Annotated in this window: 26 protein-coding genes; 16 read left to right on the top strand and 10 right to left on the bottom strand. The window is 66.3% G+C overall.

All coding sequences use genetic code 11. The annotated features are described in order from the left end of the window. Positions 1-457: 457 nt before the first annotated feature. A complete protein-coding gene (locus AC0IY0_RS17190; protein WP_471764754.1) occupies positions 458-691 on the top strand; it encodes a hypothetical protein in 234 nt (77 codons plus the stop codon). Here the strand turns inward: AC0IY0_RS17190 and wrbA are convergent. Further along, positions 688-1,341, bottom strand: coding sequence for an NAD(P)H:quinone oxidoreductase (wrbA, locus tag AC0IY0_RS17185; RefSeq protein WP_471764753.1), 654 nt, complete (start codon positions 1,339-1,341; stop codon positions 688-690). The genes AC0IY0_RS17190 and wrbA overlap by 4 nt on opposite strands. A 631-nt stretch (positions 1,342-1,972) precedes the next feature. Here wrbA and AC0IY0_RS17180 point away from each other — a divergent pair. The 5 genes from AC0IY0_RS17180 to AC0IY0_RS17160 all read left to right on the top strand — a co-directional run bounded on the left by AC0IY0_RS17180 (position 1,973) and on the right by AC0IY0_RS17160 (position 3,865). Beyond that, positions 1,973-2,287 carry a GCG_CRPN prefix-to-repeats domain-containing protein gene (locus AC0IY0_RS17180; protein WP_471764751.1) on the top strand — a complete coding sequence of 105 codons (315 nt, stop codon included), beginning with the start codon at positions 1,973-1,975 and terminating at the stop codon, positions 2,285-2,287. Between the two features lie 239 nt (positions 2,288-2,526). Next, complete coding sequence (locus AC0IY0_RS17175) at positions 2,527-2,766, top strand: 3',5'-cyclic-nucleotide phosphodiesterase (RefSeq protein ID WP_471764750.1); 240 nt, start codon at positions 2,527-2,529, stop codon at positions 2,764-2,766. Between the two features lie 45 nt (positions 2,767-2,811). After that, positions 2,812-3,195, top strand: a complete 384-nt coding sequence (locus AC0IY0_RS17170; protein ID WP_147908545.1) for a VOC family protein — start codon at positions 2,812-2,814, stop codon at positions 3,193-3,195. Between the two features lie 98 nt (positions 3,196-3,293). Then, entirely contained in the window at positions 3,294-3,506 is a 213-nt protein-coding gene (locus AC0IY0_RS17165; protein WP_471764749.1) for a hypothetical protein, read from the top strand. 62 nt (positions 3,507-3,568) lie between these two features. Beyond that, positions 3,569-3,865 carry a hypothetical protein gene (locus AC0IY0_RS17160; protein WP_461230963.1) on the top strand — a complete coding sequence of 99 codons (297 nt, stop codon included), beginning with the start codon at positions 3,569-3,571 and terminating at the stop codon, positions 3,863-3,865. Positions 3,866-4,420: 555 nt separating this feature from the next. Here AC0IY0_RS17160 and AC0IY0_RS17155 read toward each other — a convergent pair. Then, positions 4,421-4,675 (bottom strand): hypothetical protein, encoded by a 255-nt coding sequence (locus AC0IY0_RS17155; RefSeq protein WP_471764748.1) that lies wholly within the window; start codon positions 4,673-4,675, stop codon positions 4,421-4,423. A 603-nt stretch (positions 4,676-5,278) separates the two neighbouring features. Here AC0IY0_RS17155 and AC0IY0_RS17150 point away from each other — a divergent pair. After that, positions 5,279-5,503, top strand: coding sequence for a hypothetical protein (locus AC0IY0_RS17150; protein ID WP_147908549.1), 225 nt, complete (start codon positions 5,279-5,281; stop codon positions 5,501-5,503). Between the two features lie 482 nt (positions 5,504-5,985). Here the strand turns inward: AC0IY0_RS17150 and AC0IY0_RS17145 are convergent, their stop codons facing one another. Beyond that, entirely contained in the window at positions 5,986-6,186 is a 201-nt protein-coding gene (locus AC0IY0_RS17145; protein WP_147908550.1) for a hypothetical protein, read from the bottom strand. 176 nt (positions 6,187-6,362) lie between these two features. Here AC0IY0_RS17145 and AC0IY0_RS17140 point away from each other — a divergent pair, with 176 nt between their 5' ends. From AC0IY0_RS17140 to AC0IY0_RS17125, 4 genes are all read left to right on the top strand, one after another. Next, positions 6,363-6,614 carry a PilZ domain-containing protein gene (locus AC0IY0_RS17140; protein WP_471764746.1) on the top strand — a complete coding sequence of 84 codons (252 nt, stop codon included), beginning with the start codon at positions 6,363-6,365 and terminating at the stop codon, positions 6,612-6,614. 170 nt (positions 6,615-6,784) lie between these two features. Then, entirely contained in the window at positions 6,785-7,093 is a 309-nt protein-coding gene (locus tag AC0IY0_RS17135; RefSeq protein WP_471764745.1) for a hypothetical protein, read from the top strand. 598 nt (positions 7,094-7,691) lie between these two features. Further along, positions 7,692-8,327: a DUF938 domain-containing protein gene (locus tag AC0IY0_RS17130; protein WP_147908560.1), complete on the top strand. Its 636-nt coding sequence runs from the start codon at positions 7,692-7,694 to the stop codon at positions 8,325-8,327. Beyond that, positions 8,324-9,052 (top strand): SDR family NAD(P)-dependent oxidoreductase, encoded by a 729-nt coding sequence (locus AC0IY0_RS17125; protein WP_471764744.1) that lies wholly within the window; start codon positions 8,324-8,326, stop codon positions 9,050-9,052. The genes AC0IY0_RS17130 and AC0IY0_RS17125 overlap by 4 nt, the downstream gene beginning before the upstream one ends. 249 nt (positions 9,053-9,301) lie before the next feature. Here AC0IY0_RS17125 and AC0IY0_RS17120 read toward each other — a convergent pair whose 3' ends face one another. After that, positions 9,302-10,294, bottom strand: coding sequence for a DUF808 domain-containing protein (locus AC0IY0_RS17120; protein WP_471764743.1), 993 nt, complete (start codon positions 10,292-10,294; stop codon positions 9,302-9,304). 241 nt (positions 10,295-10,535) lie between these two features. Further along, positions 10,536-13,688 (bottom strand): efflux RND transporter permease subunit, encoded by a 3,153-nt coding sequence (locus AC0IY0_RS17115; protein WP_471764741.1) that lies wholly within the window; start codon positions 13,686-13,688, stop codon positions 10,536-10,538. A 135-nt stretch (positions 13,689-13,823) separates the two neighbouring features. On the opposite strand from AC0IY0_RS17115, the gene AC0IY0_RS17110 reads away from it, so the two are divergent. Together AC0IY0_RS17110 and AC0IY0_RS17105 are read left to right on the top strand one after the other, a co-directional pair. Then, positions 13,824-15,035, top strand: a complete 1,212-nt coding sequence (locus tag AC0IY0_RS17110; RefSeq protein WP_471764739.1) for an efflux RND transporter periplasmic adaptor subunit — start codon at positions 13,824-13,826, stop codon at positions 15,033-15,035. Between the two features lie 67 nt (positions 15,036-15,102). Then, on the top strand, positions 15,103-15,405 hold the full coding sequence (locus tag AC0IY0_RS17105; RefSeq protein ID WP_471764738.1) for a DUF3862 domain-containing protein: 303 nt from the start codon (positions 15,103-15,105) through the stop codon (positions 15,403-15,405). Positions 15,406-15,886: 481 nt separating this feature from the next. Here the strand turns inward: AC0IY0_RS17105 and AC0IY0_RS17100 are convergent, their stop codons facing one another. After that, complete coding sequence (locus AC0IY0_RS17100) at positions 15,887-19,618, bottom strand: vitamin B12-dependent ribonucleotide reductase (RefSeq protein WP_471764737.1); 3,732 nt, start codon at positions 19,616-19,618, stop codon at positions 15,887-15,889. Positions 19,619-20,132: 514 nt separating this feature from the next. On the opposite strand from AC0IY0_RS17100, the gene AC0IY0_RS17095 reads away from it, so the two are divergent. Continuing rightward, complete coding sequence (locus tag AC0IY0_RS17095) at positions 20,133-20,549, top strand: NADH:ubiquinone oxidoreductase subunit NDUFA12 (protein WP_471764735.1); 417 nt, start codon at positions 20,133-20,135, stop codon at positions 20,547-20,549. Positions 20,550-20,780: 231 nt separating this feature from the next. Beyond that, positions 20,781-21,437, top strand: coding sequence for a DUF2155 domain-containing protein (locus AC0IY0_RS17090; protein WP_147906147.1), 657 nt, complete (start codon positions 20,781-20,783; stop codon positions 21,435-21,437). 3 nt (positions 21,438-21,440) lie between these two features. Here the strand turns inward: AC0IY0_RS17090 and aat are convergent, their stop codons facing one another. From aat to AC0IY0_RS17070, 4 genes are all read right to left on the bottom strand, one after another. Further along, on the bottom strand, positions 21,441-22,124 hold the full coding sequence (aat, locus tag AC0IY0_RS17085) for a leucyl/phenylalanyl-tRNA--protein transferase (RefSeq protein WP_471764734.1): 684 nt from the start codon (positions 22,122-22,124) through the stop codon (positions 21,441-21,443). 88 nt (positions 22,125-22,212) lie between these two features. Continuing rightward, the gene (gene accC / locus AC0IY0_RS17080; RefSeq protein WP_471764732.1) at positions 22,213-23,565 is read right to left on the bottom strand and encodes an acetyl-CoA carboxylase biotin carboxylase subunit; all 1,353 of its coding nucleotides are present in this window, start codon (positions 23,563-23,565) and stop codon (positions 22,213-22,215) included. A gap of 195 nt (positions 23,566-23,760) precedes the next feature. Next, positions 23,761-24,228: an acetyl-CoA carboxylase biotin carboxyl carrier protein gene (gene accB, locus AC0IY0_RS17075; protein ID WP_147906144.1), complete on the bottom strand. Its 468-nt coding sequence runs from the start codon at positions 24,226-24,228 to the stop codon at positions 23,761-23,763. Positions 24,229-24,489: 261 nt separating this feature from the next. Continuing rightward, complete coding sequence (locus AC0IY0_RS17070) at positions 24,490-25,296, bottom strand: DsbA family protein (protein WP_147937743.1); 807 nt, start codon at positions 25,294-25,296, stop codon at positions 24,490-24,492. A gap of 135 nt (positions 25,297-25,431) precedes the next feature. Between AC0IY0_RS17070 and AC0IY0_RS17065 the strand changes: the two genes are divergently transcribed. Next, the gene (locus AC0IY0_RS17065; RefSeq protein ID WP_471764731.1) at positions 25,432-26,091 is read left to right on the top strand and encodes a DUF1345 domain-containing protein; all 660 of its coding nucleotides are present in this window, start codon (positions 25,432-25,434) and stop codon (positions 26,089-26,091) included. Positions 26,092-26,126: the final 35 nt, after the last annotated feature.

The following is a 26,126-nucleotide window of genomic DNA, read 5'->3' as shown; positions in this document are numbered from 1 at the left end:
AGGTCGATCACTGCGAATTTTTATTTTGTCGGATGATATTCTTCTTCACTCAAACGCCGATGCGAAAACCATAGGACTGACCGTGGATCGACACGCCAACTTCCGCTGCCGATCGCGGGCGCAGGCGTAAGGCCCGAGCCTACGTTCGAAACGGTACCCGTTCAGGTTGGTGAAGAGGGACCCTCTAAAGGATCGGCGCGTTGGGCGAGATGATCGCTCAGCCGCCGCCTGCACCCGACCGCGCCCGCCTCGCCCTCACGGAGGCTGCCCTGACGACAGCAGACGGTCTTTGGCGCGCCGAGATGCGCCGAACCTACGGTCCGGAGGGCGTCTTGATGTACGCCTATGCCCCGGAAGGCCAGGGCGGGCTCGGGACCCCGCTTCGGCGATCCTATGAAGCGCGTCGCGTCGCCGTCGCGCTATGGCGGCACGAGCGGCACCGAACCCAGCGATCGGCTTGAGCGAGCGGTTCGAACATCAAAGCGTTGATCCGGTCGATATTCGAGGGCGTATGATGGCTGAAACGGACGAACAACACGCTGTGAGCGTCGTGCCGCCCACGGTGCAGAGCCGAAACGACGACGTGCCCGAAAAAAGGAAGGGGCGCGAGCCCGGGAACAAGGACGTGGTCAAAGATGCCGAAAGCCAATCGGACGATCCGGACCACGCCGCCAAGGACGGCTTGGCCTAGCTGTCCGTACGGCGGCTCGGCATCTCGCCAGCCGTGATCAACGCACCGGCGATCGCCACCATTCGCCGACCTTGATGGCGGGCTGCATCGAGGTCTTCCATCCGGGGTGGCTGGTTCTTCGAACCCACGATGGTAGACGCGCCGTAGGGTGATCCCGCTTCGAGCATCACTTCGTCGGTGTAGCCGGTCGGCAGGATGACCATGCCCAGATGCGCCATCGGGGCATACAGCGACAGGGTGACGACTTCGGATCCACCATGCGGCCAGGATGTGGCTGCGAAGGCACCACCGACCTTGCCGGCCAACGACCCGCGTTTCCATTGTGGACCGAGCAGATCGAGGTAGTTCTTCAGTTCGGTCGCCATCGCTCCGAAGTAGCAGGGTGTGCCGAACAGGATTGCATCAGCCCACTCGGCATCCTCGTGCGTGGGAGCCTCGTACAGGCTGTTTTGTCGAGCGGCGCTCTCTGTCCACCCGTCGACTTTCGCCATGGAGGCCGCGTCGGCGACTTCGCGCGCTCTGCGTACACGCACGTCCGCGCCAGCGTCCCGCGCAGCTTCCGCTGCGGCGCCTGCGAGCGCTTCCACGCTGCCACTGCGTGAGTAGTAGACGATCAACAGTCGGGTTGAGGTGGGAGTCGAATCGGTCACAGCACGCTCCTACGGGTTGGTGCCATGGGCCGGCGGTTGCGGGTCGGACGAGCGAGCGTCAGATCTGGCGGCAATTCCGCAGCCTGCTGAAGCCACGGCTCCATGGCCGGTGGTTCGATGCGACTTCACCATCGGGCCAGCCATCAGCACGGTCTGCCTGAGACTTGGGCCACCGATGATCCCGCAGACAAGCGGCGTGCTGGGACCGCCGCGCTGGCCGTATCGACTGGAAGGCCGTTCTGCCACCTAAGAACCTCGCTGATCCACGTTTGCGGATCCGAAGTAGCAACAGATGCTCTACCCAATAGGTCCGCGCCTGTGGCGCCATGGCTCCTAGGCCAGTCCGAGCACACGTAACCGATGCCGAACCTCGGCACCGGCTTCCGTCGCTCTGACCTGCAGCACGATGGCAAATTGCCCTTGGATTGCAGGTCAGGGCCCGGCAAGGCACGGACCGTAAAATCCCTCGCTCGCTTCGGCTGATTTGTTAGTCGCATTCGCATGGCATTGTCGTATTTTACGAAACCATTTCGTTTCATAGCCAATATTTAATGCATCGACCGAACAGCTTCCAAGTTGTCTGGTCGGCTGACGCGAGCACCTCGGTGATCGAACAGGAAGGAAGACAATCATGACGATGATAAACACGATGATTGTTGCCGCAGCTGTCACCACTCTGCCGATCGCAACGGCACAAGCGATGCCGATCGCGGCCGACCTAGGCGGCGCGGCTCCGGTTACCCGTGTCGCGGGCGGTTGCGGACCAGGCGCGTGGCGTGGTCCGTGGGGGCGTTGCCGGAACACCCCTTACTCCGGCCCTCTCCCGGGGGGCTGGTATCAGGTTCGTGCCGGGAACGGGTGCCCTCCGGGCTACTGGCGCGGCCCGTGGGGACACTGCCGGAATACACCCTTCCATGGCCAGCTGCCGGGCGGCGGCTACCGATAAGAGGGCGCGGCACCGGCCTGCGGGGCGCAGGTCGGCTGGCCGGTCCTGCTGTTGTCGGGCACGGCGCAGACGGCTGTCCGAGGGCGCAATGCACGCGCGAATCCTGATCGGCCGAGGGTGCATCCGCCCTTGAATGCCTCCCCAATTACGGCGCCGACGGCGAGATCCGGTTTGGGGAGGGATAAAACCGGCGCTGAGTTCGTTAGGGCGCTACAAACCGCTTCGGTTAGGGATCAAAAATGCGCACGCTCATCCTCGCCTTCGGCCTCGTCGCCATCGCCGTCCCCGCCTCGGCACAGGCCCCGAAGCGCGGCAATGCGGATCTGCAGACCTATTGTGCGGGTGACGCCATCACGTTCTGCGCCGGCATCGACCCGAATAGCCCGCAGATGGACGCCTGCTTCAAGAAGAACATGAGCCAGATGTCACCGAATTGCCGCAGCGCGATCGATGCGTACAAGAGCGACGGCGGCAAGTAATTTTATCGTCAAAATAGGTAATACCGAAAAAGCTGGGAGATCGATTTGTTTAGTCATATCATGGTGGGCAGCAACGATTTGGAGCGATCGAAAGCGTTCTACGATGCCCTCTTCGCTGCAAGCGGGGCCGGCTCCGGCGCAGAGGATGCGCTGGGACGCCTGATCTACACGCACAAAGGCGCACGCTTGATGATCAGCAAGCCGATCGACGGAAATTCCGCTTGTGGCGCGAATGGCGGCACCATCGGGTTCACCATGGATAGCCCGGAGCAGGCCAAAGCTTGGCACGATGCGGGCGTCGCGAACGGTGGCACTTCGGTGGAAGATCCGCCGGGTGAACGCCAAGGCGGCTCCGGCCGGTTGTACCTGGCGTATCTCCGCGACCCGGACGGCAACAAACTTTGTGCCCTCCACCGGATCGCAGGCTGAGACCCGTTCGTTTGGCGACGTAGGCGACTGTCCCGCCAACCCGTGCTCAGATCGGGCGGCGGGGCAGTGCCGGCGAAACCGTTTTCGAGAGGCAGCCCATGTCGGTCGAGCCAGGCCAAACGTTATCGGACGAAGAGCTGGACCACCTCGCGCGCAAGCTGTTCGCCGAGGTTCGGGCCGAAAGTCCGGAGTCGAAGGCGGACGCGGCCTTGAAGACCGCCGGCGAGGTGGCTGGAGAGGTCGTCCCGATCCTCCCGGATTGGCTCCTGGAGCCCAATGACGTCGCCGTCGAGCGCGGCCGCGAAGACTGAAGCTCCTGACGGAACTATCGCTCGATTTTGCGTCTTCCTCCTTCACCAAATCAGGAGGAACCATGCCACGTATTGCTACGCTGACGGGCGCCGTCGCCATCCTCGCGCTGACCGCGACGACGTCCTTCGCGGCCCCATGCAAGGTGGGCACGACCACCAGCGCCAATGGCCCTACGACCAAGGACACCAGCTCGAACGTCGAAGGTGGTTCGACCGCTAAGGTGACGCCAGGCGCCAAGGGTGAGTCGCCCGGTACGGTCGGCGCGATGAACAACGCCGGCGCCGGCACCATGGCGGACAAGGGCGAGAAGAAGGCCCCCGAGGGCCAGCCGGTGAAGCCGGGCGACGACAACTGCTGACGATTTCTGGCCCGTAGGCAATCCGCCTGCGGGCTTACCCCGTTCCAGCGATCGGCCATCTGATGGCCGTGCCGACGAGCGCGACGCTGACCTGGGCGACGAGCGATCCAACGCATCGAGTCTGCGAAGGGCAGGGGGCAACCGGCGTCGCAACGACGCCCGTTGCCGAGTTAGTTGTCGTTCCGAATAGCGGTCAACCTTATAGCTCCTTGCCCTGATGCCGGGCTCTGAATAGCAACCAGGATTTTGTAAAGCGGAGAAACACTCCGGATAGTCCTCTAAGCTGACGAGCAGCCTGCGCATGATGATTTGACCGGCCCAAGTCAACAGGTTGTTAACCATGTTGTAGCAGGATGCTCCTGGCGATCGGCTGGGGAGCTGAGCGCCAACGGAACGGAATCGCCGACGCGCTCGCATTAGGCCCGCTACGGGAACACCCGGGCGGGCCTTGCCTATTTCTGGGCTTTGAGTGCCCCGCACTCGTGCAGCATCATTGGACGCGCTGATGCGAGACATCCTTCGGCTCGGCCTTGCCAGCCGGGCTCCACGCGCGTGTCACGGGATTGCGCGCACCGACGCCTTATGACCCGTCGGGTGGCTTTGCGCGGGTTCGCTAAGCTGTTCCAGCTGCGCTGCCGGCGTGCTCTCGACCAGAAGCCGGATCATCGCGGATCGGCTGTCCAGCATCATGGCCGGTGGTTCTCCCACAAAGATTTGCCACGCTGCCACGAACGCGGCCTGCGACATGTGGGTGAGCGCGTCCTCGCTCTGGGACATCGGCTCGGCCGGTACGATAGGCACGTCGGTCATTCACTTAGTACGAGGCCGGGCCACACTGCGTTTCATGGGGGCTTTAGCAGGGTAAAGGTGCGTTTAACGGAACCGGCGACCGCTCGATATTTGTTTCCGGTAGCGAGTAGTCGTCCCCTCAGCCATGGGGCCTGCCCAGTGGGCCAGGTTCCTCAGAACGGAGCCGCGACGACCGAGGCGATCCGTCGAGTGACCCTCAGGACGCCCCCGAAACGCGAAGGGATGGCCCCGATGACGGCCGCCACACCGAAATATTCGAGCGCCGCGGCAGACCGAGGCGCGAAGACGTCGGATCCCTGTTCGACGGTGCTGTCACCGCAGGACCATGCGATCGAGATCGCATTGCGCCGTCCTATTTGCGCGCCTGGCAGCGCGTCCAGCGAAAGCGGCTTGCGCAGTCGCAGCGACCGCCGCCGGGGGTGCCGCGCCTGAAGGTGTCTCAGGCCTCTATGGCGCCAGGGGGCGAGATGATGCCCGGGCCGCTTGGGTCGATGTGACAGGATGATCACAGCGTTCGCGAGACGCCCACGCCTCAGTATTCCAACACATTGAGTGAGGGATCCATGATTGCACGTACTAGTTGCAACATGGAAGGAGATCCCCATGCAGGCATCCGAATGCTGCATCTTCCGCGTGACGGTCGCGGCGAGCCTCGGCTGGCTCATCGCACTCACCCTGATGTGGAAACACGGCGTGCTGGCTGCGCTGCTCGTCAGCCCATTGGTCGGAACGGCGGCAGCGATTGCGGCTATGACGCTGTTTTGGTTTGCGAGCCTGTTCGTCTCGTGCGAGCCGATAGGGCCACGCGCCTTTGACGCCGACCGGTGACGAGACCTGATCGAAACCTGGTGCCGAGTCGTTCTTCTCGCGCCTGCGCAGCGGTGACGGCAGCGCGGATGACGGACCGTCGATGGTGGCCTCCACCGTCTTCCCCCTGACGCCCCCCAGAGCCCGCTGCAACTGAGCGTTGCAGCCGCGGAGAGCTACGGGCGGCGTGACGCGGCGCAGCCTTGCGGCTCTCGACGAACGCGGCCGAATCCGACGATCGGGTCAACGTTACGGTCGCGACGGATGTCCGCGACCAGGCCTGATCATGTCGCGGGCCATCCATACGCAACCGGATGGAGGGCAGGGCGCAGCAGGCACCGTGCCGGGGCCACCGGGCGGAGCCGAAACCGGCACAGGCTAAAGTCAGCGCGCCCTGCCGGACGTATTCTTGAACCCGTCAGGCCGTGCCGGCATGCAGTCGCCGCTACCGCTCGGGCCAGTTCGGTCACGTTCTTCAGCCGTGGCACTGGATTTCATCGGGCTCAGTGCGGAGAGAGGTACTTGATCACGGCGGCGACCACGGCGATCAGCGTCCCGCCCGCAATCGGCGCGAACAAGCCGAGGATCGAGATCAGGATGATGAGCGTGACGGCAGCGTTCTCGGCCCGCTTGGCATCCCGTGAGGGTTTGCGCGGCGGCTCCCACCGGGGCGGGACAGATCGCTGATCGGGAGGGACGAACATCTGCCTCCATGATGCGCACAGCCAGAAATCATCCCGATGCTATGCTCAATTGGCGAGGCTGTCACCGCGTCGATCGTCCGCAGCCGACCCGAATAAGTCGAATTTGATGTAAATGGCGAACCGCCCGCGAAGGATCCTGGGCCTATACTGGACGTGGCCCTGCGTTGAGTGATCCCATGGACAATCAAAGATCGGCTCGTCGTGTCTCCATCAATATGATGGGACGCATCACCGTGCCCGATGAGGCGGCAATTCCCTGCGTGATCCATGACATCTCGAAATGGGGCGTTCGGGTCCGGCTCGACGGTACGGAGCGCGTCCCGGACAAGTTCACACTGATATTCGATGCCACCGAGAAGGTGATCGGGTGCGAGACCGTTTGGAAAAGCTCCGATGAGATCGGCGCCCTGACCGACTTGATGGAATGACCGGCGACCCGACCCCCGCGTCGGTCAATCTCAGGCGCTCGATGCTGATCGAACCTTGGCTATGAGCGGGAATCTAAAGCAGATTTTCGCTGCAGATCTTGTCGTTAACCACTCGTTAACGGTTTCGCCATAGTGGTTAATGGACGGTCGGTGGAGGTGGTCTGCCGCGCATGTCGGGCGAGCCTCCGATGATCCTTTTGATAGCGGCCGCGATCGGTAGCGGTCTGGTGACGGCCATCGTCCTCGCGCCGCTGAGTCCCCTGGCGGCGCTCCTCACGGCGCCGCTAGTCGCCAGCGTCGCGACCGGGCTTGTGTGCCTTCTCATCGGGTGGCGCAGTGCCCGCGCCGGCGGCGATGTAACGGTCCTCGACGAACAGGCGGACGCGATGGTGGCGGCCCTCCGGGCGGCTGCCGACCATGCCAAGGCCGTGTCGCCCATATCGGCGAATACGTCGTCGCGTCGCAACAAGGTCGCGTAGAGGTCCGGTTTGATTACTACAGGACCGCGGACCGCGCGGCCTTCGCCTCGCTGCCGGCCAGGGCCAGGTGTCACAGGCGCGAAGAGATATTCTGGACACGGCTCGGTTTCGAGGGGCCGACGGCCCTGGAACGCAATCCGCAAGCTCGTCGGCGGCGGCGGCGGCGGCGATGTACGTTTAGGGACGGCGGTGGTCCAGCGCAGGAACGGCCAACCCGTTCCGTTCGGACGTCTTGAATCAGCCCGGATCTGCCTCCTTGCGCGGCCGGCTGTGACGCGTTTCGGCTCGACAACGCGGCGCGGATCGGCACGTGCGAGTACGTTCGGCGGCCTGCTGGCCTTACAAATGTCTCGCGGGCATCCGAAGATCGACGGCCGGAACGCGGGATCGGGAACGACGGGGAGGATGCGCCCACCCTGGCGGAGGGCACCGAAGTTCGCGCGTTTGAAGCATCGGCGGCCGCGCTGCGGGGCTCGTGGAGTGGCCCGCCACTCAGACGCCCATGCGCGTCATCGAAGACCGTGCGCGAGCCGCCAAAAACAGCCATGCTGCCGTGGAACGAGATGTGGCCCCGTTGGATCGTCGCTTGAAGTTCCCGATGTCAGATGCGCTGTTCTCGCCCGCCTTCGAGCGCAATGCCCCATCGATCGTCGAAGTCCTGAAGCGCGTTGTTCCGCCGAGCGGCCTCGTTCTGGAGATCGCAAGCGGATCGGGCGAGCACGCCGTTCACTTCGCTCGTGCGATGCCCACCCTCGACTGGCAGCCCAGTGATCCGGACGAGGCGGCGCGGCGCAGCATCGTCGCCCATGCGTTTGCTTCGGGACTCTCGAACCTCCGGTCCCCGATGGCGCTCGACGCGGCCCGGCAGCCATGGCCGATAGCCAAGGCCGACGCGATCGTCGCGATCAACATGATCCATATCGCGCCCTGGGACGCGACCATCGGGCTGATGGCCGGTGCGGGCGCGACGCTACCTGCGGGTGGAATCCTCTATCTCTATGGCCCGTTTCGGGAGAATGATGCCCACACCGCGCCGAGCAACGCCGCCTTCGACGAGAGCTTGCGCATGCGGAACCCCTCTTGGGGTGTGCGTGACATCGAGGCTGTTGCAGCTGCCGCCGACAGGCACGGCTTCCGTCTCTCTGAGCGCGTCGCGATGCCCGCCAACAATCTCAGCCTGATCTTCCGCAAGCTGGATCGCCCCTCCGCGAACGGTGGCGGATCTGCGCGATGACGGCTTCCGCCTCGACGAGCGCGGTCGTCATCGGTGCCTCGGGAGGGATAGGCCAGGCTCTCGTGTGCGCCCTCGCGGCGAACCAAGCCTACGGCTCGGTCTTCGCGCTCTCCCGCTCGAAGCCGTTAGCACCGAATGGCGTCCGCACCGTTGCGATCGACCTCGGTGACGAGGCCACGATCGCTGCGGCTGCGGAAAGCATCGGTGCGGCCGGACCTGTCGGCTTGGTCATCGTCGCAACCGGACTCCTTCATCAAGACGGCGTTTTGCCTGAGAAAACATTCAAGGCGCTCGATCCCGCCGCGATGGCGACCGTCTTTTCGGTCAACACGATCGGCCCGGCGCTCGTGGCGAAGCATTTCGTGCCTTTGCTGGCGCGCCGGGGACGCTGCGTGTTTGTGGCCTTGTCGGCGCGGGTCGGATCCATCGAGGACAACCGTTTGGGCGGCTGGTACTCCTACCGCGCGTCGAAAGCGGCGTTGAACCAGATCCTGCGGACGCTTGCGATCGAAGTGGCTCGCACCCGGCCGGAGGCACTCGTCGTCGGCCTGCATCCGGGGACGGTCGCTTCCGAGTTGTCGCGGCCTTTTCGGTCGGATCCCAACGCCCACGGCGTCGTTCAGCCCGACGTGAGCGCGGCTCATCTCCTCCGCGTGCTCGATAGCCTCGCGGCAAAGGACACCGGAGGCGTCTTCGCCTGGGACGGCACGCGGATCCCAGCCTGAACGCGGTACCGACCGAGATGCGCCCGGTGGTGGCCAACTGCTGGGCCGGCAAACGCTGCTTGCAACCCCTCGATAGCGATATCCGTCGACCGCTCAGCACACATTACAGCAATCGAGGACGGATATAATAGAGTCGCAAATCCAGCTTTACGGAAGATCTTTGCGGCGCGCGGCGCCTCGCCGGTTCGAGGGCATGAGCTATAGTCGATTGTCCTCTGAGATCTTCGGCGACGGACTAAAACTTCAGCGTCAAACGCCCCGCCTCCACACGCCCGACAGTGTCCGCCACGCCGGTGCCAGCACGAAGCCCGTGAACGGGATCAACAATCCGCCGACCGCCAACCCGATCAGGCCCGACGCCATCGCGGTAACGAGCCATTCGACGATGCCCGCGGCGAACGGGACGGATGAGGCTGCGCCGACCGCGGCCTGATGCGCGGTGTGTGCCGGGGCCGACAGGCCGTAGGCCTCCATCCCGTGCATCAGGATCCCGCCACCGACCCAGATCATTGCCGCCGTGCCGACGACGGCAAGGATCTTAAGCAGGATCGGCATGCCATAAACCACCCCGCGTCCGAGACCACGGACGAGAATTCCGAACGGCGGTCCCGCCGCGCTGCCAGCGAGGGCAAGGCCTGCGTCGTCGGCCTTCACGATGAGCGCCACCACGCCGTAGACCCCCACGGTGATGCCGAGAGCGACGATGGCCAGGACGGCCGCCCGCATCCAGAAGGTGCCCTCCGGCAGCGCGGCCAGGGTGATGGCCATGATCTCGGCCGACAGGATGAAGTCGGTCTTGATCGCGCTCGCGACGCGGCTGTCTTCCCGGGCCTGGTCGCTCCCTGCGTCGCCCGGGCCTTCCGCGTCGTGGCCGTGCGCATGATGAGGAAAGAGGGCCTCGTAGACCTTCTCGGTGCCCTCGTAGCAGAGATACGCGCCGCCCAGCATCAGGAGCGGCGTGATCGCCCAAGGCGCGAAGGCACTGAGTGCGAGGGCACCGGGCAACAGGAACAGGAGCTTGTTCCGGAGCGATCCCAGGGCGATCTTGCCGACGATCGGCAGCTCGCGTTCTGCCGCGAAGCCGACGACGTAGCGCGGCGTGACCGCGGCATCGTCGATGACGACGCCGGCCGCCTTCGTTCCGGCCCTCGCGGCCTGCCCCGCTACGTCGTCGAGGGATGCCGCCGCCGCCCTGACCATGAACGCGACATCGTCCAGCAGGGCGATCAATCCAACGCTCACAGGTCTTCCCTCGTCAAAGATCGGTCCGCCAGACAGACGAACCGCGACCGGATTTGATCCGTCACACAGGGAGGTCGGTGCGACAAGGCCGCCGGAGGCGCCGACCCGGGACCTGACAGGCTCGGGATCCGATTCGCGCGCTATCGATCGGATGCGACGCGGCTCTCAAGGCGCCGGGGGCGCATCGATCCGCCGAACGGTCGAACCTTAGGCGGCCGCGTCGGTTGTCCGAACCGCCGGGTCACTCGGCGGGCTGAGGTGCGGAGCGGTCGTCGTGCTCCCGGGAAGCGGCAGGCTTACCCAGGAGCCGCTCGAAGGCGACGTAGAAGGTCGGCGTCACGAACAGGGTGATGAAGGTCGCCACCAGGAGGCCGCCGATCACCACGGTGCCCATCGAGACCCGGGCGTTGGCCCCGGCGCCGCTGGCGATGGCAAGCGGCACCGAGCCCATGATGAACGCGAACGAGGTCATCAGGATCGGGCGCATGCGCAGGCGCGCCGCATCCTGGGCGGCCTTGAGCACGTCCTCGCCCTGCTTGCGCAGATCCTCCGCGAACGCCACGAGCAGGATCGAGTTCTTGGCCGCCAGCCCGACCAGGAGCAGGAGACCGACCTGCCCGAAGATGTCGAGGGCGAGCCCCCGGATGGCCAGGAAGCCCACCGCGCCGAAGATCGCGATCGGCGTGCCAAGCAGGATCACGAAGGGCAGGCGCAGGGACTCGTACTGCCCGGCCAGCAGCAGGAAGATCATCAGCGTGCCGAGGCCGAAGATCAGAGGCGCGTAGCCGCCGGCGATCTTCTCCTGGTAGGCGACGTCGGTCCATTCCACCGCGTAGGTGGACGGCAGCTTGGAATCGGCCAGGGCTTCGATCGCCGCGATGGCGGTGCCTGAACTGGCGTTGGCCGCGGTGTCCACGGCGATCTCGATGGTGGGATAGGTGTTGTAGGACAGGACAGCGGTCGGGCCGGTGACGAAGTGCGTCTGGATCAGCGAACCGACGCGGACAGGCTCGCCGCGATTGTTGAGCACGGTGAGCGCCTCGACATCCTCGATCGTCCTACGTCCCGAGGCCTCGCTCTGCACGTAGACCTGATAGACGTAGCCGAACCGGTTGAAGAGGTTGACGAAGCTCGAGCCGACATAGGTCCCCAGCGCGTCGAACAGGTTCTGGAGCGGCACACCGAGCTGCTCGGCCTTGGCCCGGTCGATCTCCAGGCGCATCTGCGGGACGCCGTAGCTGGTCGTGGGGATCGCACGGCCGACCGAGGGCAGCTTCTCCATCTCAGCGATGAAGCGTTGTGCAGCCTCCGCGAGCTTGAGCCCACCGGAACCGCTGCGGTCCTGCAGTTCCAGCGTAAGGCCGCTGCGCGAGCCGAGCCCGGGGAGGGGTGAGGGGTTCACCACCCGGATCTGGCCATCGGGGTCGTGCTTGAAGCGCTTCTGCACCGTGGCGATGACATCGGTGACGCTCTGGTCGCGCTCGCCCCAGGGCTTCAGCGTCGGGATCTGGAACCCGTAGAACGGCGCGATCGCGTCCGCGAGGATGCTGCGGCCGGTCACCCCGATCGTGTGCTCCACGCTCGGGATCTCGCGCAGGGCCTCGCCGACACGGTCGACCATCTTATCGGTGCGGGCCACGGAGGCGCCCTTCGGCAGGACCACGTCGGCGAAGAAGTAGCCCTGGTCCTCGTCCGGCACGAAGCCGGAGGGCCGCTGCATCGTCATCCACACGGTCACGGCGGCGAAGAGCACGAACACGATGGCGACGAGGGCGATGTGGCCGGTCAGCCAGCCGATCGCAGCCACGAGGCGGCGGCTCGCGCCCTCCAGACCGGCGTTGAACCAGCGCAGGGATGCCCGCCAGCGGCTCTCATCCTTGGCGTCCGCCTCACGGTGCTTGAGGATCAGCCCACACAAGGCCGGGGTCAGAGTCAGCGAAACCACCGCCGAGATCATCACCGAGATGGCGATGGTCAGCGCGAACTGGTTGTACAGCTTGCCGGTGAGGCCGGGGATGAAGGCCACCGGTACGAACAGGGCGGCCAGGACCAGGGTGGTGGCGATGACGGGGCCGGCAACCTCGGTCACGGCCTCCCGCGAAGCGGCTGGGGGGGCCATGCCCTCGTCCATCAGGCGCTCGGTGTTCTCGACCACGATGATCGCATCGTCGACCACGAGACCCACGGCCAGCACCATGCCGAGCAGGCTCAACGTGTTGAACGAGAAGCCGAGCAGGGCCATCGGCCCGAAGGTCCCGACCAGCGCCACCGGCACCGCGATGGCCGGGATCAGGGTCGCCCGCCAGTTCTGGAGGAACAGGTAGGTGACGATCACCACCAGGACGAGCGCCTCGAACAGGGTACGCACGACCTCGAAGATCGCCTCCTTGACGAATTCCGTACGGTCGAGTGCGATCTTGTATTTGAGGCCCGGCGGGAAGCGCTTGGCGAGGTCCACCATCGTGGCACGGGCGCCGTCCATCACCTGAACCGCGTTGGCGTCCGGATTCTGATAGAGCCCGAGCGTGGCCGAGGCTGCCCCGTCGAAGCTCGAGCGGACGCCGTATTGTTCGGAGCCGAGCTCGACCCGTGCCACGTCGCGGATGCGGACCACGGAGCCGTCCGGGTTCGCACGCAGAAGGATGTTGCCGAATTCCTCGGGCTTTCGCAGGCGCCCCTGGGTCACGAGTTGCAGCTCGAAGGCGGTCGCCTGATCGACCGGCGGTTTGCCGAGCGTGCCCGTGGTGATCTGCGCGTTCTGCTGCGTGATGGCGGTCGTGACCGTGCCCGGGCTGATGCCGAGGGCCTCCATCTTCAACGGATCGAGCCAGATCCGCATGGCGTAGCGCTTGTTGGAAAAGTTGACGATGCGGCCCATACCCTGGACCCGGCGCAGCGGCTTGATCACCTGCGTCTCGGCCCAGTTGGCCAGGAACAGCTCGTCGTAGGGCGCCCCGTCCTCAGCGTAGAGGACGATGTTGCCGAGCCGCTGGCGTGAGCTCTTCGTGATCTCCAAACCCTGGGCGTTGACCGAGGGCGGAAGCTTGGCCTCCGCCCGGTTGGCGCGGGTCAGCACTTCGGCGGCCGCGGCATCGAGGTCCGAGCCGACCTCGAAGGTCGCGTCCATGCTGACGCTGCCGTCGGTGTTGCTGGTCGAGTTGATGTAGAGCAGGTTCTGAGCGCCGTTGATCTCCTGCTCCAATGGGATCGCGATGGCCTCGTAGGCCTGCTGGGCGCTGGCCCCCGGATAGGTCGCCTGGATGTTGATGATCGGTGGGGCGATCTCGGGAAACTGAGCGATCGGCAAGGTCAGGCCGGCAACCGCGCCGATCAGCGTGATCAGTACGGAGATGACGCCGGCCAGGACCGGCCGATCGACGAAGCGGGCGAACATGCGGGATCGTGACTTCCGGTCGTGCGCCGCCGACGTGGAGGCCGCGTTGCAACGTCTGGCCGATGAGCGTGTTCCTCTGCCGCCGGGCGCTCGCTATCGCGGAGGGCCGAGCCTCGGGTCTTGGGAGCGTCAGTGGTGCGGACAGCAGTCAAGGTTGGTGTGGGGGCGGGGCTGATCGTCCTGGCGGGCGCAGGGGGCTGGTACGCGGCAGGGCGTCCCACGCCGGAGCGGATGGTCGCGGCGCTCCCGTTCACCGGCGGCGACACGGCGACCGAACCGGCCGAGCCGCCGCTGGACGTCCGGGTCATCACCGTGCGCAAGGTGAAGGTCCCGATCGCCTTCACGTACACCGGAACGATCATTTCCCAGCAGGATGCCACGTTGCAGGCGCGGGTGACCGGCAACGTGACGGAGCGCCCGTTCGAGCCGGGGGGCCACGTCAAGAAAGGGCAGGTGCTCTTCCATATTGATCCGAGGCCCTTCGAGGTGGCGCTGCAGACCGCCAAGTCGCAGCAGGCCCAGGCCCAGGCCCAGCTCACCTTCGCCCAGGCGGAGGTGGACCGCACTGAGACGCTCGCGGACAAGGGCTACGCCACCGAGCAGCGGTTTCAGCAGCTCCAGGCGAACCGGACCTCGGCGGTCGCACAGGTCCAAGGGGCGGAGGCCGCCATCGCCCGGCAGAACCTCAATCTGGATTACGCGGTCGTGAACGCCCCCTTCGACGGGCGCGCCAGCCTGTCCACCATCAACCCGGGCGATCTCGTCATCGAGAACCAGACCCAGTTGGTCTCCGTGGTCCAGCTCGATCCCATCGACATCCAGATGGCCCTGTCCTCGGAGGATTCAGAAGCGGTCCGGGCGGCGATGCGGGATGGGGGCGTCACCGTGTCGGTCCTCGGCGAGGACGGGAAGCCGGTGCGCGAGGCCAAGATCTACCAGCTCGACAACCGGTTCGATCCCCGGACGGCGCGCCGCCTCGTCCGGGCTCTGATGCCGAACGACGACGAGCGCTTCCTGCCGGGCCAGTTCGTCCGCGCCAGTATCCGGACGGGCACGAAGGAAAGGCTGCTGGTGCCGACCGCCGCCCTCGACTCGCAGCTGGCCCAACAGATCGTCTACACGGTCGACGCGGGCGGTAAGATTCAGCAGAAGCCCGTGACGACGGGAGACACCTACGGCGAGAACACGGCGATCCTGGACGGGCTTGCGGATGGCGACCAGGTGGTCGTCGATCACCTGCAGGAGATGCGGCAGAACCTGAAAGTCGTCGCCCAGTCGGCGGGGGATGTCGAACCCGACCGGAAGCCCGGACACGGGGACGCGCCCGCCTCAGGCGAGCCCGGGTAAGCCTAGCTGGCCACGCGGTCCATTTTCGCGCCACGTCGAGATTCTGTCGTCACGGGACGAGTTCTGCATGTCAAAGCTTCACTTGGCCCTCGCAGGCCTACTATTGATCGTTGGCAGCCTGCCCGCGACTGCGCGCACGGCCGAGTGCCGGGTCACCCGCGACGCCTACGCGTCGCTGAAGCAGGGGACGCACTACGATCAGGCGGTGAAGATCCTCGGCTGCCCGGGCCGTCGAGTGACCCACATGGAGATCGGCACCGTTCAGCGGGCGACGTATTCCTGGCGCGGAACCGGCCGCACCGGCGCCAACCTGAACCTGTCCTTCCGCAATGGTCGGCTCACGAGCAAGTCGCAGCTCGGCCTCAACTGAGAGCGACCGACCCGTTCCAGCGTCCGGCGCCAATCGATGGGACCGACGGGGGCGCGCATGCGCATGCGGGTCAGGCACGTCTTAAGCTCGTAAAGATCGCGCAGAACACGCTTGGTCGTTCACCTCTGAGGGTGAATCGGAGCGATTGGAATCGGTTGATCGCCTCCCCGCCAGTCCTGGTGGTGGCACGGACAACGGCCGATCCGCGGCCCGCGCGCGTCAGAACCTGCATTACCGCTTGCTACGACCGAAAGGCCACGGCGGGACAGGCTGAGGTTTGAGCCAGGGCGACGAAGCACTCCGCACGACCGAACGCGCACTTTTCCGCAGAAACGATCCGGGTGGCTAACAGTTCAGCCACCCGGATGGTTAGATCCGTCACGCTTTCGAACACCGGGCCAATCTAAGCTTCGCCGCCGCCTATCACCCGTCGGATATCAGCGATGGAAATCGCCAGTTCGCGGCAATCCAACCGCGGCGCTTACGAGCAACCGGTCGTTGACCCGCAGGTGTCGCACTTCAGGCAGGTGCCGTTGCGGACCAGCGTGAAGTTGGCGCATTCCGGGCATGCCTCGCCGACGTAGCCCTTCATCTTCGCCTCGGCCCGCCGGTCGGCGACGGTGCGTTCCACTTTGGTGAAGGGGAGCGTGTCGGCGATCGTCTCGGTCTGCCGGGCCACCGCCGGCTCGGATTTGAGTGCCGAGGTGCCATGGATCGCATGGACGGTCCCGCCGGCCGGAGAGGTCTGGCCGGTGCTTCCGGCACCGACGCCGACCGTGCCGCCAGCCGGTCCGCCCTGGATCAGGGTGAGGCGGTCGGCCGAGCCGCGCAGCAGGCCGCGCGAGACGACCGAGGAGGCCGGTGCAGGCTTGGACCCGTCGCGCGTGGTGTCGCCGGCCTCGCCGCCGCCGAGCACCGTGCCGCCGATCTCGGCTGGGCTGACATGGGCGAGGTCGGCGCGACCGAGATAGGACACGGCCAGCTCGCGGAACACGTAGTCGAGGAGCGAGGTCGCGTTCTTGATCGCGTCGTTGCCCTGAACGAAGCCGGCCGGCTCGAACCGGGTGAAGGTGAACGCTTCGACATACTCCTCCAGCGGCACGCCGTACTGGAGCCCGAGCGAGATCGCGATGGCGAAGTTGTTCATCAGGCTCCGGAAGGTCGCGCCCTCCTTGTGCATGTCGATGAAGATCTCGCCGAGGCGGCCATCGTCGTACTCGCCGGTGCGCAAGTAGACCTTGTGCCCGCCGACAACCGCCTTCTGCGTGTAGCCCTTGCGCCGGGCCGGCAGCTTCTCGCGGGACCGGATGTGCTCGACCCGCTCGATCACCCGCTCGACGATCTTCTCGGCGATCTGAGCGGCCTTGGAGGCGGCGGGGGCCTGGATCAGCGTCTCCAGGGCGTCATCCTCCTCGTCGTCCTCGTCGACGATGAGGGCGGCGTTGAGCGGCTGCGACAGCTTCGAGCCGTCGCGGTAGAGGGCGTTCGCCTTCAGCGCCAGGGTCCACGACAGGCGGTAGGCCGCCTTGCAATCCTCGACCGTGGCGTCGTTGGGCATGTTGATCGTCTTGGAGATCGCCCCCGAGATGAACGGCTGGGCCGCCGCCATCATGCGGATGTGGCTCTCCACGGACAGGTAGCGCTTGCCGATGCGGCCGCACGGGTTGGCGCAGTCGAACACCGGGTAGTGCTCACGCTTGAGGCCCGGCGCCCCTTCGAGCGTCATCGCCCCACAGATATGGGTGTTGGCGACTTCGATGTCCTTCTTGGTGAAGCCGAGGAACGGCAGCAGTTCGAAGGTCGGGTCCGAGAGCTTCTCGGCCGGGACCTTGAGGGTCTGGATCAGGAACTCGTCGCCCAGCGTCCAGCGGTTGAATACGAACTTGATGTCGAAGGCCGACTTCAGGCCCTTCTCGATCGCGGAGATCTTGTCGTCGGTGAAGCCCTTGGCCCGGAGGGTCGTCGGGTTGATCGCGGGGGCCTGGCCCATGGAGCCGTGGCCCACTGCGTAGGCCTCGATCTCGGCGATCTCGGATTCGCGGTAGCCCAGCGCCCGCAGCGCATCCGGCGCTGCCTGGTTGATGATCTTGAAGTAACCGCCGCCGGCGAGTTTCTTGAACTTAACCAGGGCGAAATCGGGCTCGATGCCGGTGGTGTCGCAATCCATCACGAGGCCGATCGTGCCCGTTGGCGCGATGACGGTCGTCTGGGCGTTGCGGTAGCCGTGGGTTTCGCCAAGCTGGAGCGCCCGGTCCCAAGCCGCGCGGGCATGGGCGCCGAGGTTGTCCTGCGGGATGTTGGCGTGGTCCAGCGGCACCGGCGCGATGCTCAGGAACTCGTAGCCCTCCGCCTCGCCGTGGGCGGCGCGGCGGTGGTTGCGGATCACCTTCAGCATCGCGTCGGCGTTGTCGTCGTAGGCCTGAAACGGGCCCAGCTCGGCCGCCATCTCGGCAGACGTGGCATAGGCCACGCCGGTCATGATGGCTGTCAGCGCACCGGCCAGGGCGCGGCCCTCATGGGAGTCGTAGGGGAGGCCCATGGTCATCAGCAGGCCGCCGATGTTGGCGTAGCCGAGGCCGAGCGTCCGGTACCGGAACGACAGCTCCGCAATCTCCTTCGACGGGAACTGCGCCATCATCACGGAGATCTCGAGCACCACCGTCCAGAGGCGGTTCAGGTGCTCGAACGCCTCGACATCGAAGCGCTTGGCCTGCCGGTCGTACATCGTCAGCAGGTTGGCCGAGGCCAGGTTGCAGGCGGTATCGTCCAGGAACATGTACTCCGAGCACGGGTTCGAGGCCCGGATCCGGCCGCCCTGCGGGCAGGTGTGCCAGTCGTTCATCGTGGTGTTGAAGTGCAGGCCCGGATCCGCCGAGGCCCACGCCGCCTCGCCGATCTTTTCCCACAACTCGCGGGCCGGGATGGTCTTCGCGACCTTGCCGGTGGTGCGCTGAGTCAGTTCCCAGTCGGCGTTCGCATCGACCGCCCGCAGGAAATCGTCCGTCAGCGAGACGGAGTTGTTGGAGTTCTGGCCGGCGACCGTGAGGTAGGCCTCGGAATCCCAATCGGTGTCGTAGACGGGGAAATCGATCTTGGTGAAGCCCTGGCGAGCGAACTGGACGACGCGCTTGATGTAGGCGTCCGGCACGGAAGCCTTGCGGGCGGCCTTGATCTCGCGCTTCAGGGCCGGGTTGCGCTCCGGATCGAAGCAGGCATCCCCTTCGGCCTCGCACTGGGTGCAGGCCTTCATCACCAGGCCGAGATGCTTGGAGACGACCTTCGAGCCGGTCACCAGGGCGGCGACCTTCTGCTCCTCCTTCACCTTCCAGTCGATGAAGGCCTCGATATCCGGGTGGTCGATGTCGACGATCACCATCTTGGCCGCGCGGCGCGTGGTGCCGCCCGACTTGATCGCGCCGGCGGCCCGGTCGCCGATCTTGAGGAAGCTCATCAGGCCGGAGGACTTGCCGCCGCCACCGAGCTTTTCGTTCTCGCCGCGGAGCGCGGAGAAGTTCGAGCCGGTGCCGGAGCCGTACTTGAACAGGCGTGCCTCACGGACCCACAGGTCCATGATGCCACCGTCGTTGACGAGGTCGTCCTGCACGCCCTGGATGAAGCAGGCATGCGGTTGCGGGTGCTCGTAGCTCGACGCCGAGCGGGTCAGCTCACCGGTGCGGTAGTCGCAGTAGAAATGGCCCTGGCTCGGGCCGTCGATCCCATAGGCCCAGTGCAGGCCGGTGTTGAACCACTGCGGCGAGTTCGGCGCCACCATCTGCTTGGCCAGCATGAAACGCAGCTCGTCGAAGAACGCCGCGGCATCCTCCTCAGAGGAGAAATAGCGGCCCTTCCAGCCCCAGTAGGTCCAGCAGCCGGCGAGGCGGTCGAACACCTGCGTGGCCGAGGATTCGGAGCCGATCCGCTCCTCCTCGGGGAGCTCGGCCAGGGCGGCCTCGTCGGCGACCGAGCGCCACAGGAAGGAGGGGACGTCGTTTTCCTCGATCTTCCTGAGGCGCGCCGGAACGCCGGCCTTGCGGAAGTACTTCTGGGCCAGCACGTCGCTCGCGACCTGGCTCCAGCTCTCCGGAACGTCGATGCCGTCGAGGCGGAACACCACCGAGCCATCGGGGTTGCGAATTTCGCTCAGGGCCTTGCGGAACGGAATACCGGTATAGGGCGACTGTCCGGCCGTGGTGTAGCGACGCTCGAACCGCATAAGACACACCTCTCCCGTCGGGACACGGATGTCCCGGCCCCGCTGGGCGCGGGGTCGATTCCCAATAAGGGGGTCGCGTTCGCTCGCACCCGGAAACCGGAAGCGAGGCGACTCAGCGAAGATGATTTTAGGGCGGTCGAACCTGCCGAAACGCACCACGGGGGGCGGCGCGACCGATGAAGGGACAATACCGCCGCCATCGCTCTCACGTCAACAAGTAGTGTGCGCCGGCGCGGTTCCCCGCTAGATGTTGTGCCGGCTTGTATAAACCTGTGGATATCCGCAGCGCCCTGGATAAGTGCCCTTCTGGCATTCCGGATTCGGAGCGGAAAAATTTTCGATCCACACCCTGAAGTAGAGGCACTTTATCGCGGGTCGTAAATAGCCGACTGAGGTCCGGGGTGGGCGTTGCGGCGCAGCGACAGTTGGGCCCCATGGCTGGACTCGGGCGCGCGCGCTCACCATAACGGCGCCAGAAGCGCCTCTGCGGCGCGGCTTGCTACCGGGACCGGCGATGGCGCTGAAGGACATTTTGCTGCGCGTCTTCACGTGGTGGAACGGCCAGACCGTCTCGCTCGCGCTCCAGACCGCCCGCACCGGCATCTTCGTCGGCGAGGATGATTTCGGAAACAAGTACTACAAGGCCGAAGGCGCGCTGATCGACCGCTCGGTCGGCTCGGAGCGGCGCTGGGTGGTCTATAACGGCTACGCTGACGCGTCGAAGGTGCCGCCCGGCTGGCGCGGCTGGCTCTGCCACAACGTCGATCTCGCCCCGAGCGAGGAGGCCTATACGCCGCGCGCCTGGCAGCAGCCACATGTCGAGAATCAGACCGGCACGCCGAACGCCTACCGGCCGCAGGGCTCGCAGCTTTCCTGGGGCTCCCGTCCGGCCGCGACCGGCGATTACGTGTCCTGGACGCCCGGCGAGTAGGCTTGCACGCCGGATCAGGAGGCTTGCGGCTGCGGCGCCCTTTTACCGCCACCGTTCCGGTGTTCATCGCAAGGCCACCCGATCCGACCGCCGCGCCCGTGAGGGCGCGACCGGCCTTCCTCTAGAGCCTCGTCCCGGATCCGGGCTGCGGCCCTGGGGTCCTTGTTCCGCATCGTCGTCTTCCGAGAGTCGGCCACCCCGTTTCGGGACGATGCATTAGGGGTCCGAGCCTTGAGCCGCACCAAAGCCCTCGCACGCCCCGTCCTGGCCCTCGGTCTGGCATTGGCCCTCGGGGCCAGCCCTGCCGCGGCCGACAAGATCAAGAATCCGACCGCGGTCTTCTCCGGCCTCGACAAGATCACGGGCCGCATCGTGTCCTTCGAGGTCGCGGTGGACGAGACCGTGCAGTTCGGGTCGCTGCAGATGACCCCGCGGGTCTGCTACACGCGTCCGCCCACCGAGAGCGCCAAGACCACCGCGTTCCTCGAAGTCGATGAGGTCACCCTCGACAACAAGTACCGGCGCATCTTCACCGGGTGGATGTTCGCGTCGAGCCCCGGCCTGCACGCCATCGAGCACCCGATCTACGATGTCTGGCTGGTCGACTGCAAAGGCGGCAGCGACGTGATCGCCGAGGCGAAGGAGCAGGAGGACGTGCCGGCGGTGGCGGCCAAGCCGGAGCGGACGAAGCGCGCGGGCCGGGATTCGACCAAGACTGCCCAGCAGCTGAACGCCGCCGGCCAAGTCGATGTCGAGGCGCCGCGCGGCGTGCCGGTGCAGCCGCGCCAGAAACCCTCGCGAAAGTTCTTCCCGTCGAACGAGGGACCGGCTCCGGCCCCGCCGCCCCCGCCGCAGCCGCAAAACCTGTTCGACGCGCTGTTCCGCTGAAGCTCAGTCGCCCGCGCCGACGCCGAGCGCATCCAGCACCCGCGCGCCAGGGACAGTCCCGTCGCAGGGCCATACGTTCCAGTCGGCGTCCGCGTCGAGGGCAATGGCGAGCCGCCGCTTGTAGATGTGCCGCGGCAACTCCTCGGCACCGAACTGCGTGAGGTGATCGGTCACGAACTGGGTGTCGGCGAGGCGGTAGCCTCCGGCGCGCAGTCGGGCCATCAGGTGGACAAGGGCGACCTTCGAGGCGTCGCGCACCTCGTGAAACATGCTCTCGCCGAAGAAGGCCGCCCCCAGCGAGACGCCGTAGAGGCCGCCCACCAGGCGCCCGTCCGCGCCGGCGTAGACCTCGACGGTATGGACATGCCCGAGGTCGAACAGCGCGCCGTAGAGCTCACGGATCCGCCCGTTGATCCAGGTCTTCTCGCTGTCTCGGCGGGGCGCGGCGCAGCCACCGATCACCCCGTCGAAATCCGTGTCGCACCGGACCTCGAACTGGTCGGACCGCACGGTCCGGGCTAGGCGCCGGGACACCCTGAACCCGTCGAGCGGCAGCACCCCGCGCGCCCGCGGCTCGACCCAGTAGAGGGTCGGGTCGGTCGCATCCTCCGCCATCGGAAAGATGCCCGCCGCGTAGGCCTTCAGCAGGATCTCGGGGGTGATGTCCACGCGGGTCGGATCGTGCATGGGACGAGTGTCGCGCGGCGCCGATCCAAATGCCAGAGCCGGCATCGGACCTGATCGCCGCAAGCCGGCGGTGCGATCCCGGCCGGGCTCAGACCTTCATCCCGCCGTCTTCGAGGAAATGCTCGAGCCAGTGGATGTCGTAGAGGCCGTTCTGGACGTCCGGGTTACGCACCAGGGTGCGGAACAGCGGCAGGGTGGTGTCGATACCGTCGATCACGAACTCGTCCAGCGCCCGGCGCAGGCGCATCAGGCACTCGTTGCGGGTGCGCCCGTGCACGATCAGCTTGCCAATCAGCGAGTCGTAATGCGGCGGGATCCGGTAGCCCTGGAACGCCGCGGAATCGACCCGGACCCCGAGGCCGCCGGGGGTGTGGTAATGGGTGATCTGGCCGGGGGAGGGCCGGAAGGTCTCCGGGTGCTCGGCGTTGATCCGGCACTCGATGGCGTGACCCTCGACCTTGATGTCGGATTGCGACACCGAGAGCGAGCCCCCCGAGGCGACCTGGATCTGTTCGATCACCAGGTCGATCCCGGTGATCATCTCGGTGACCGGATGCTCGACCTGGATGCGGGTGTTCATTTCGATGAAGTAGAACCGCCCGTCCTCGTAGAGGAACTCGACCGTGCCGGCACCGAGATAGCCCAGCTCCTTCATGGCGTTGGCGCAGATGCCGCCGATCTCGGCGCGCATCGATTCGTTGAGCGCGGGAGAGCCGCCTTCCTCCCAGACCTTCTGGTGCCGGCGCTGCAGCGAGCAATCGCGTTCGGCCAGATGGACCGCGCCGCCCCGGCCGTCGCCGAGCACCTGCACCTCGATGTGCCGGGGCTTTTCCAGATACTTCTCCAGGTAGACCGCATCGTCGCCGAATGCGGCCTTGGCCTCGGAGCGGGCCATGCCGATCGCCTGCTCCAGCTCGGACTCGGTGCGGGCGACTTTCATGCCGCGACCGCCGCCGCCGGCCGCCGCCTTGACCAGGACGGGGTAGCCGATCTTGGCGGCGACCCGCTTGGCGTCGTCGATATCCTCGACGCCGCCCTCAGAGCCCGGCACGCACGGGATGCCGAGCTTCACGGCCGTACGCTTGGCCTCGATCTTGTCGCCCATGGTGCGGATGTGCTGCGCCTTGGGGCCGATGAAGCCGATCTGGTGATGCGCCAGAACCTCGGCGAACCGGGCGTTCTCGGACAGGAAACCGTAGCCCGGGTGCACCGCGTCCGCCCCGGTTATCTCGCAGGCCGCGATGATCGACGGGATGTTGAGGTAGCTGTCCCGGGCGGCGGGCGGCCCGATGCAGACGCTCTCATCGGCCAGACGGACATGCATGGCGTCCGCGTCGGCGGTGGAATGGACCGCCACGGTGGCGATCCCGAGTTCCTTCGCCGCCCGCAGGATGCGCAGGGCGATCTCGCCGCGGTTCGCGATCAGGATCTTGTCGAACATCGAACCCTTAGAGCGTCCAGGCGATCCGACGGGACCGCGCAGGATGATCTATCCTCTTGTTGCGCGCCGTTTTCCAGGCCTGACGTGGCGGTCGATGCGGCGGAAGACGCTCGAACCGCCTACACGGAAGTCATCGCCGCCTGCTCGTAGCAGGCGGACGGACCGGCGAAGCGAACAGGCCGCCCCGCGCGTCGCTCAGGCGATGACCAGGAGGGCCTCGCCGAACTCGACCGGCTGGCCGTCCTCGACGAAAATCGCCGTCACCGTGCCGGCACGGGGCGCCACGATCTCGTTGAAGGTCTTCATCGCCTCGATGAGGAGCAGCTTGTCGCCGACCTCGACCTTGGAGCCGATATCGATGAACGCCTTGGCCTCCGGGGAGGGGCGCAGGTAGGCGGTCCCGACCATCGGCGACGGTACCGAACCGGGATGCGCCCGGGCCGGCTCCGCCGGAGCCAGGGCCCCCGTCGGCGGCGCCACGGGCGGTGCGGCGGCGGCGACCGGTGCGGGAGCCGCTACCTGGACGTTGACGGGCTCGAGCCGCCGCACGACGCGGATCCGCAGGTCTCCCTTCTCGACCTCGATCTCGGACAGGCCGGTCTCGGTGACGAGGTTGGCGAGTTCGCGGACGAGCTCGGAATCGATGGGATCGTTCTTGGGCATCCGGCCTTCTTCGTATCGCGCCGCGGCGGTCGGTTCATCCGGCATGCGCGCTGGCACTCGATCACAGCCTCATGGCTGGCGGCTCTTAGCGCATCGTTCCGGGGATCGGAACCGGCACGAAGCGCTAGAACTTTGGTTTTGCATCATCTTTTTCCGAAAGGCGGCAACCGCCCTTCGCGATGATGGTCTAGACGAAGGCGGCCGGGGGGGACAAGGCCGCGCCCTTCGCCATCCGCCGGTGGAAAGCTCCGGTGGGACGCCTCAGCAAGAGGCGTGGCCACATTGGCGGACATCCGCGATCGTCTTCCGGATCGGATCGACGCCGACGGCGCCTGGAATCACCTCGTCGCCGATGATGAAAGCCGGCGTCCCGGACAGGCCGAGCCGGTCACCCAGGCCGCGGTTCTCGCTGAGCGCGGCCTTCACCTCGGGGGAGGCCATGTCCTTCTGCAGCTTGACCGTGTCGGCGCCGAGGTCCTTGGCGACCTGGATCGCCCGGGCACCGTTCACGCGGCCCTTGGTCTCCAACAGTTTCTGGTGGAATTCGAACAGCTTGTCGCCCTTCAGCTGCTGGCGCACCGCGACCGCGACCTGGCTCGCCTCGAGGGATTCCGGACCGAGCACCGGGAAGTCCTTGATCACCACCCGCAGCTTCGGGTCCGTCTTGATCAGGGTCTGCACGTCGATCAGCGCCTTGCGGCAATAACCGCAATTGTAGTCGAAGAACTCGACCAGTGTGACGTCGCCCGCGGGGTTGCCGGCGACGACATCGTGCGGGCCGTTGATCAGGGCCTCGCGGGCCTCCTTGAGGGCCGCCGTCTGAGCGAGGCGCTGCGTCTCCGCCTGCTGCTTCTCGGCCTCGGCCAGGGCCTCCTGCAGCACTTCGGGGTGCTTGATCAGGTAGTCCTTGACGATCGCTTCGATGCCGGCCCGCTGCGCGTCCGTGAACGGGGAGCCCACGGCAGCGGCGGCCGGAGCGGCGGACTGCGTAGCGTCCTGCGCCGAAGCCGGGACGGCGGCGAGACCGAGCGCCAGGGCCAGCGCGGGCAGGGAGCGGTTGAAGAGCATGGATCCTCGCTTGCGCGGCAAGCCGGCCCGCGCGTGGCGCAAGCGGTAAAGGGTGGGTTAGGCGTTTTCGCGGCGCCGGGTCAAATCGCGATCCCGGCCGGGAGATCCCGCCCGCCGCGCGTCATCCGGTTCGTCATGCCCAAGCTGTTCCGCGCCTTCTGGCTACGCCCGCACCTGCTCTGCGCGATCCTGGTGGCGGTCGCCGCCACCCTGCTGGTGCCCGGCCTCGACCCGGGGATGCGGCTGCTCGTCGGCTGGTGCGCCGGCGTGATCGTCCATGCCGGCCTCGTCATACGGCGAGCCACCGGCCAGACCCGGGACGCCATGCGGCGCGAGGCCGCCCGGCTCGACGACAGCGCCAGGGTGATCACGGTCTTCGCCCTGTTGGCGGCGGCCGCGAGCCTCGGCTCGGTGGCGGTGCTGGTCGTCGGCGGCCGCATCGCTGGGCCCGGCGCGCGCTACGCCCTGGCGCTCGCCGGAACGAGCCTGCTCTGCACCTGGGTGTTCGTGCAGATGATCTTCACGGTGCACTACGCCCACGTCTATTACGGCGCCGAGGACGAGGCGGGCGCCGAGCGCGGAGGCCTGGATTTCCACGGCGAGACCGAACCGGATTTCTGGGATTTTCTGTACTTCACCGTGACCATCGGGGCAGCGGCCGCCACCTCCGACACCAACCTCACCAGCAAGAGGATGCGCAGGATCGCGACGGTGCAGACGGTGGGCGCCTACCTCTTCAACACCGGCATCCTGGCTCTGGTGGTCAACATGGCTGCCGGCTTCGCGCCGCACTGACACCGGTTGAGGGCTGGGCCGTCAGGGGCTAACCC

Source organism: Methylobacterium sp. AC315 (assembly GCF_979253755.1).
The sequence above is the reverse complement of the archived record's forward strand: the minus strand, read 5'-3'. Positions and strand labels throughout refer to the sequence as shown.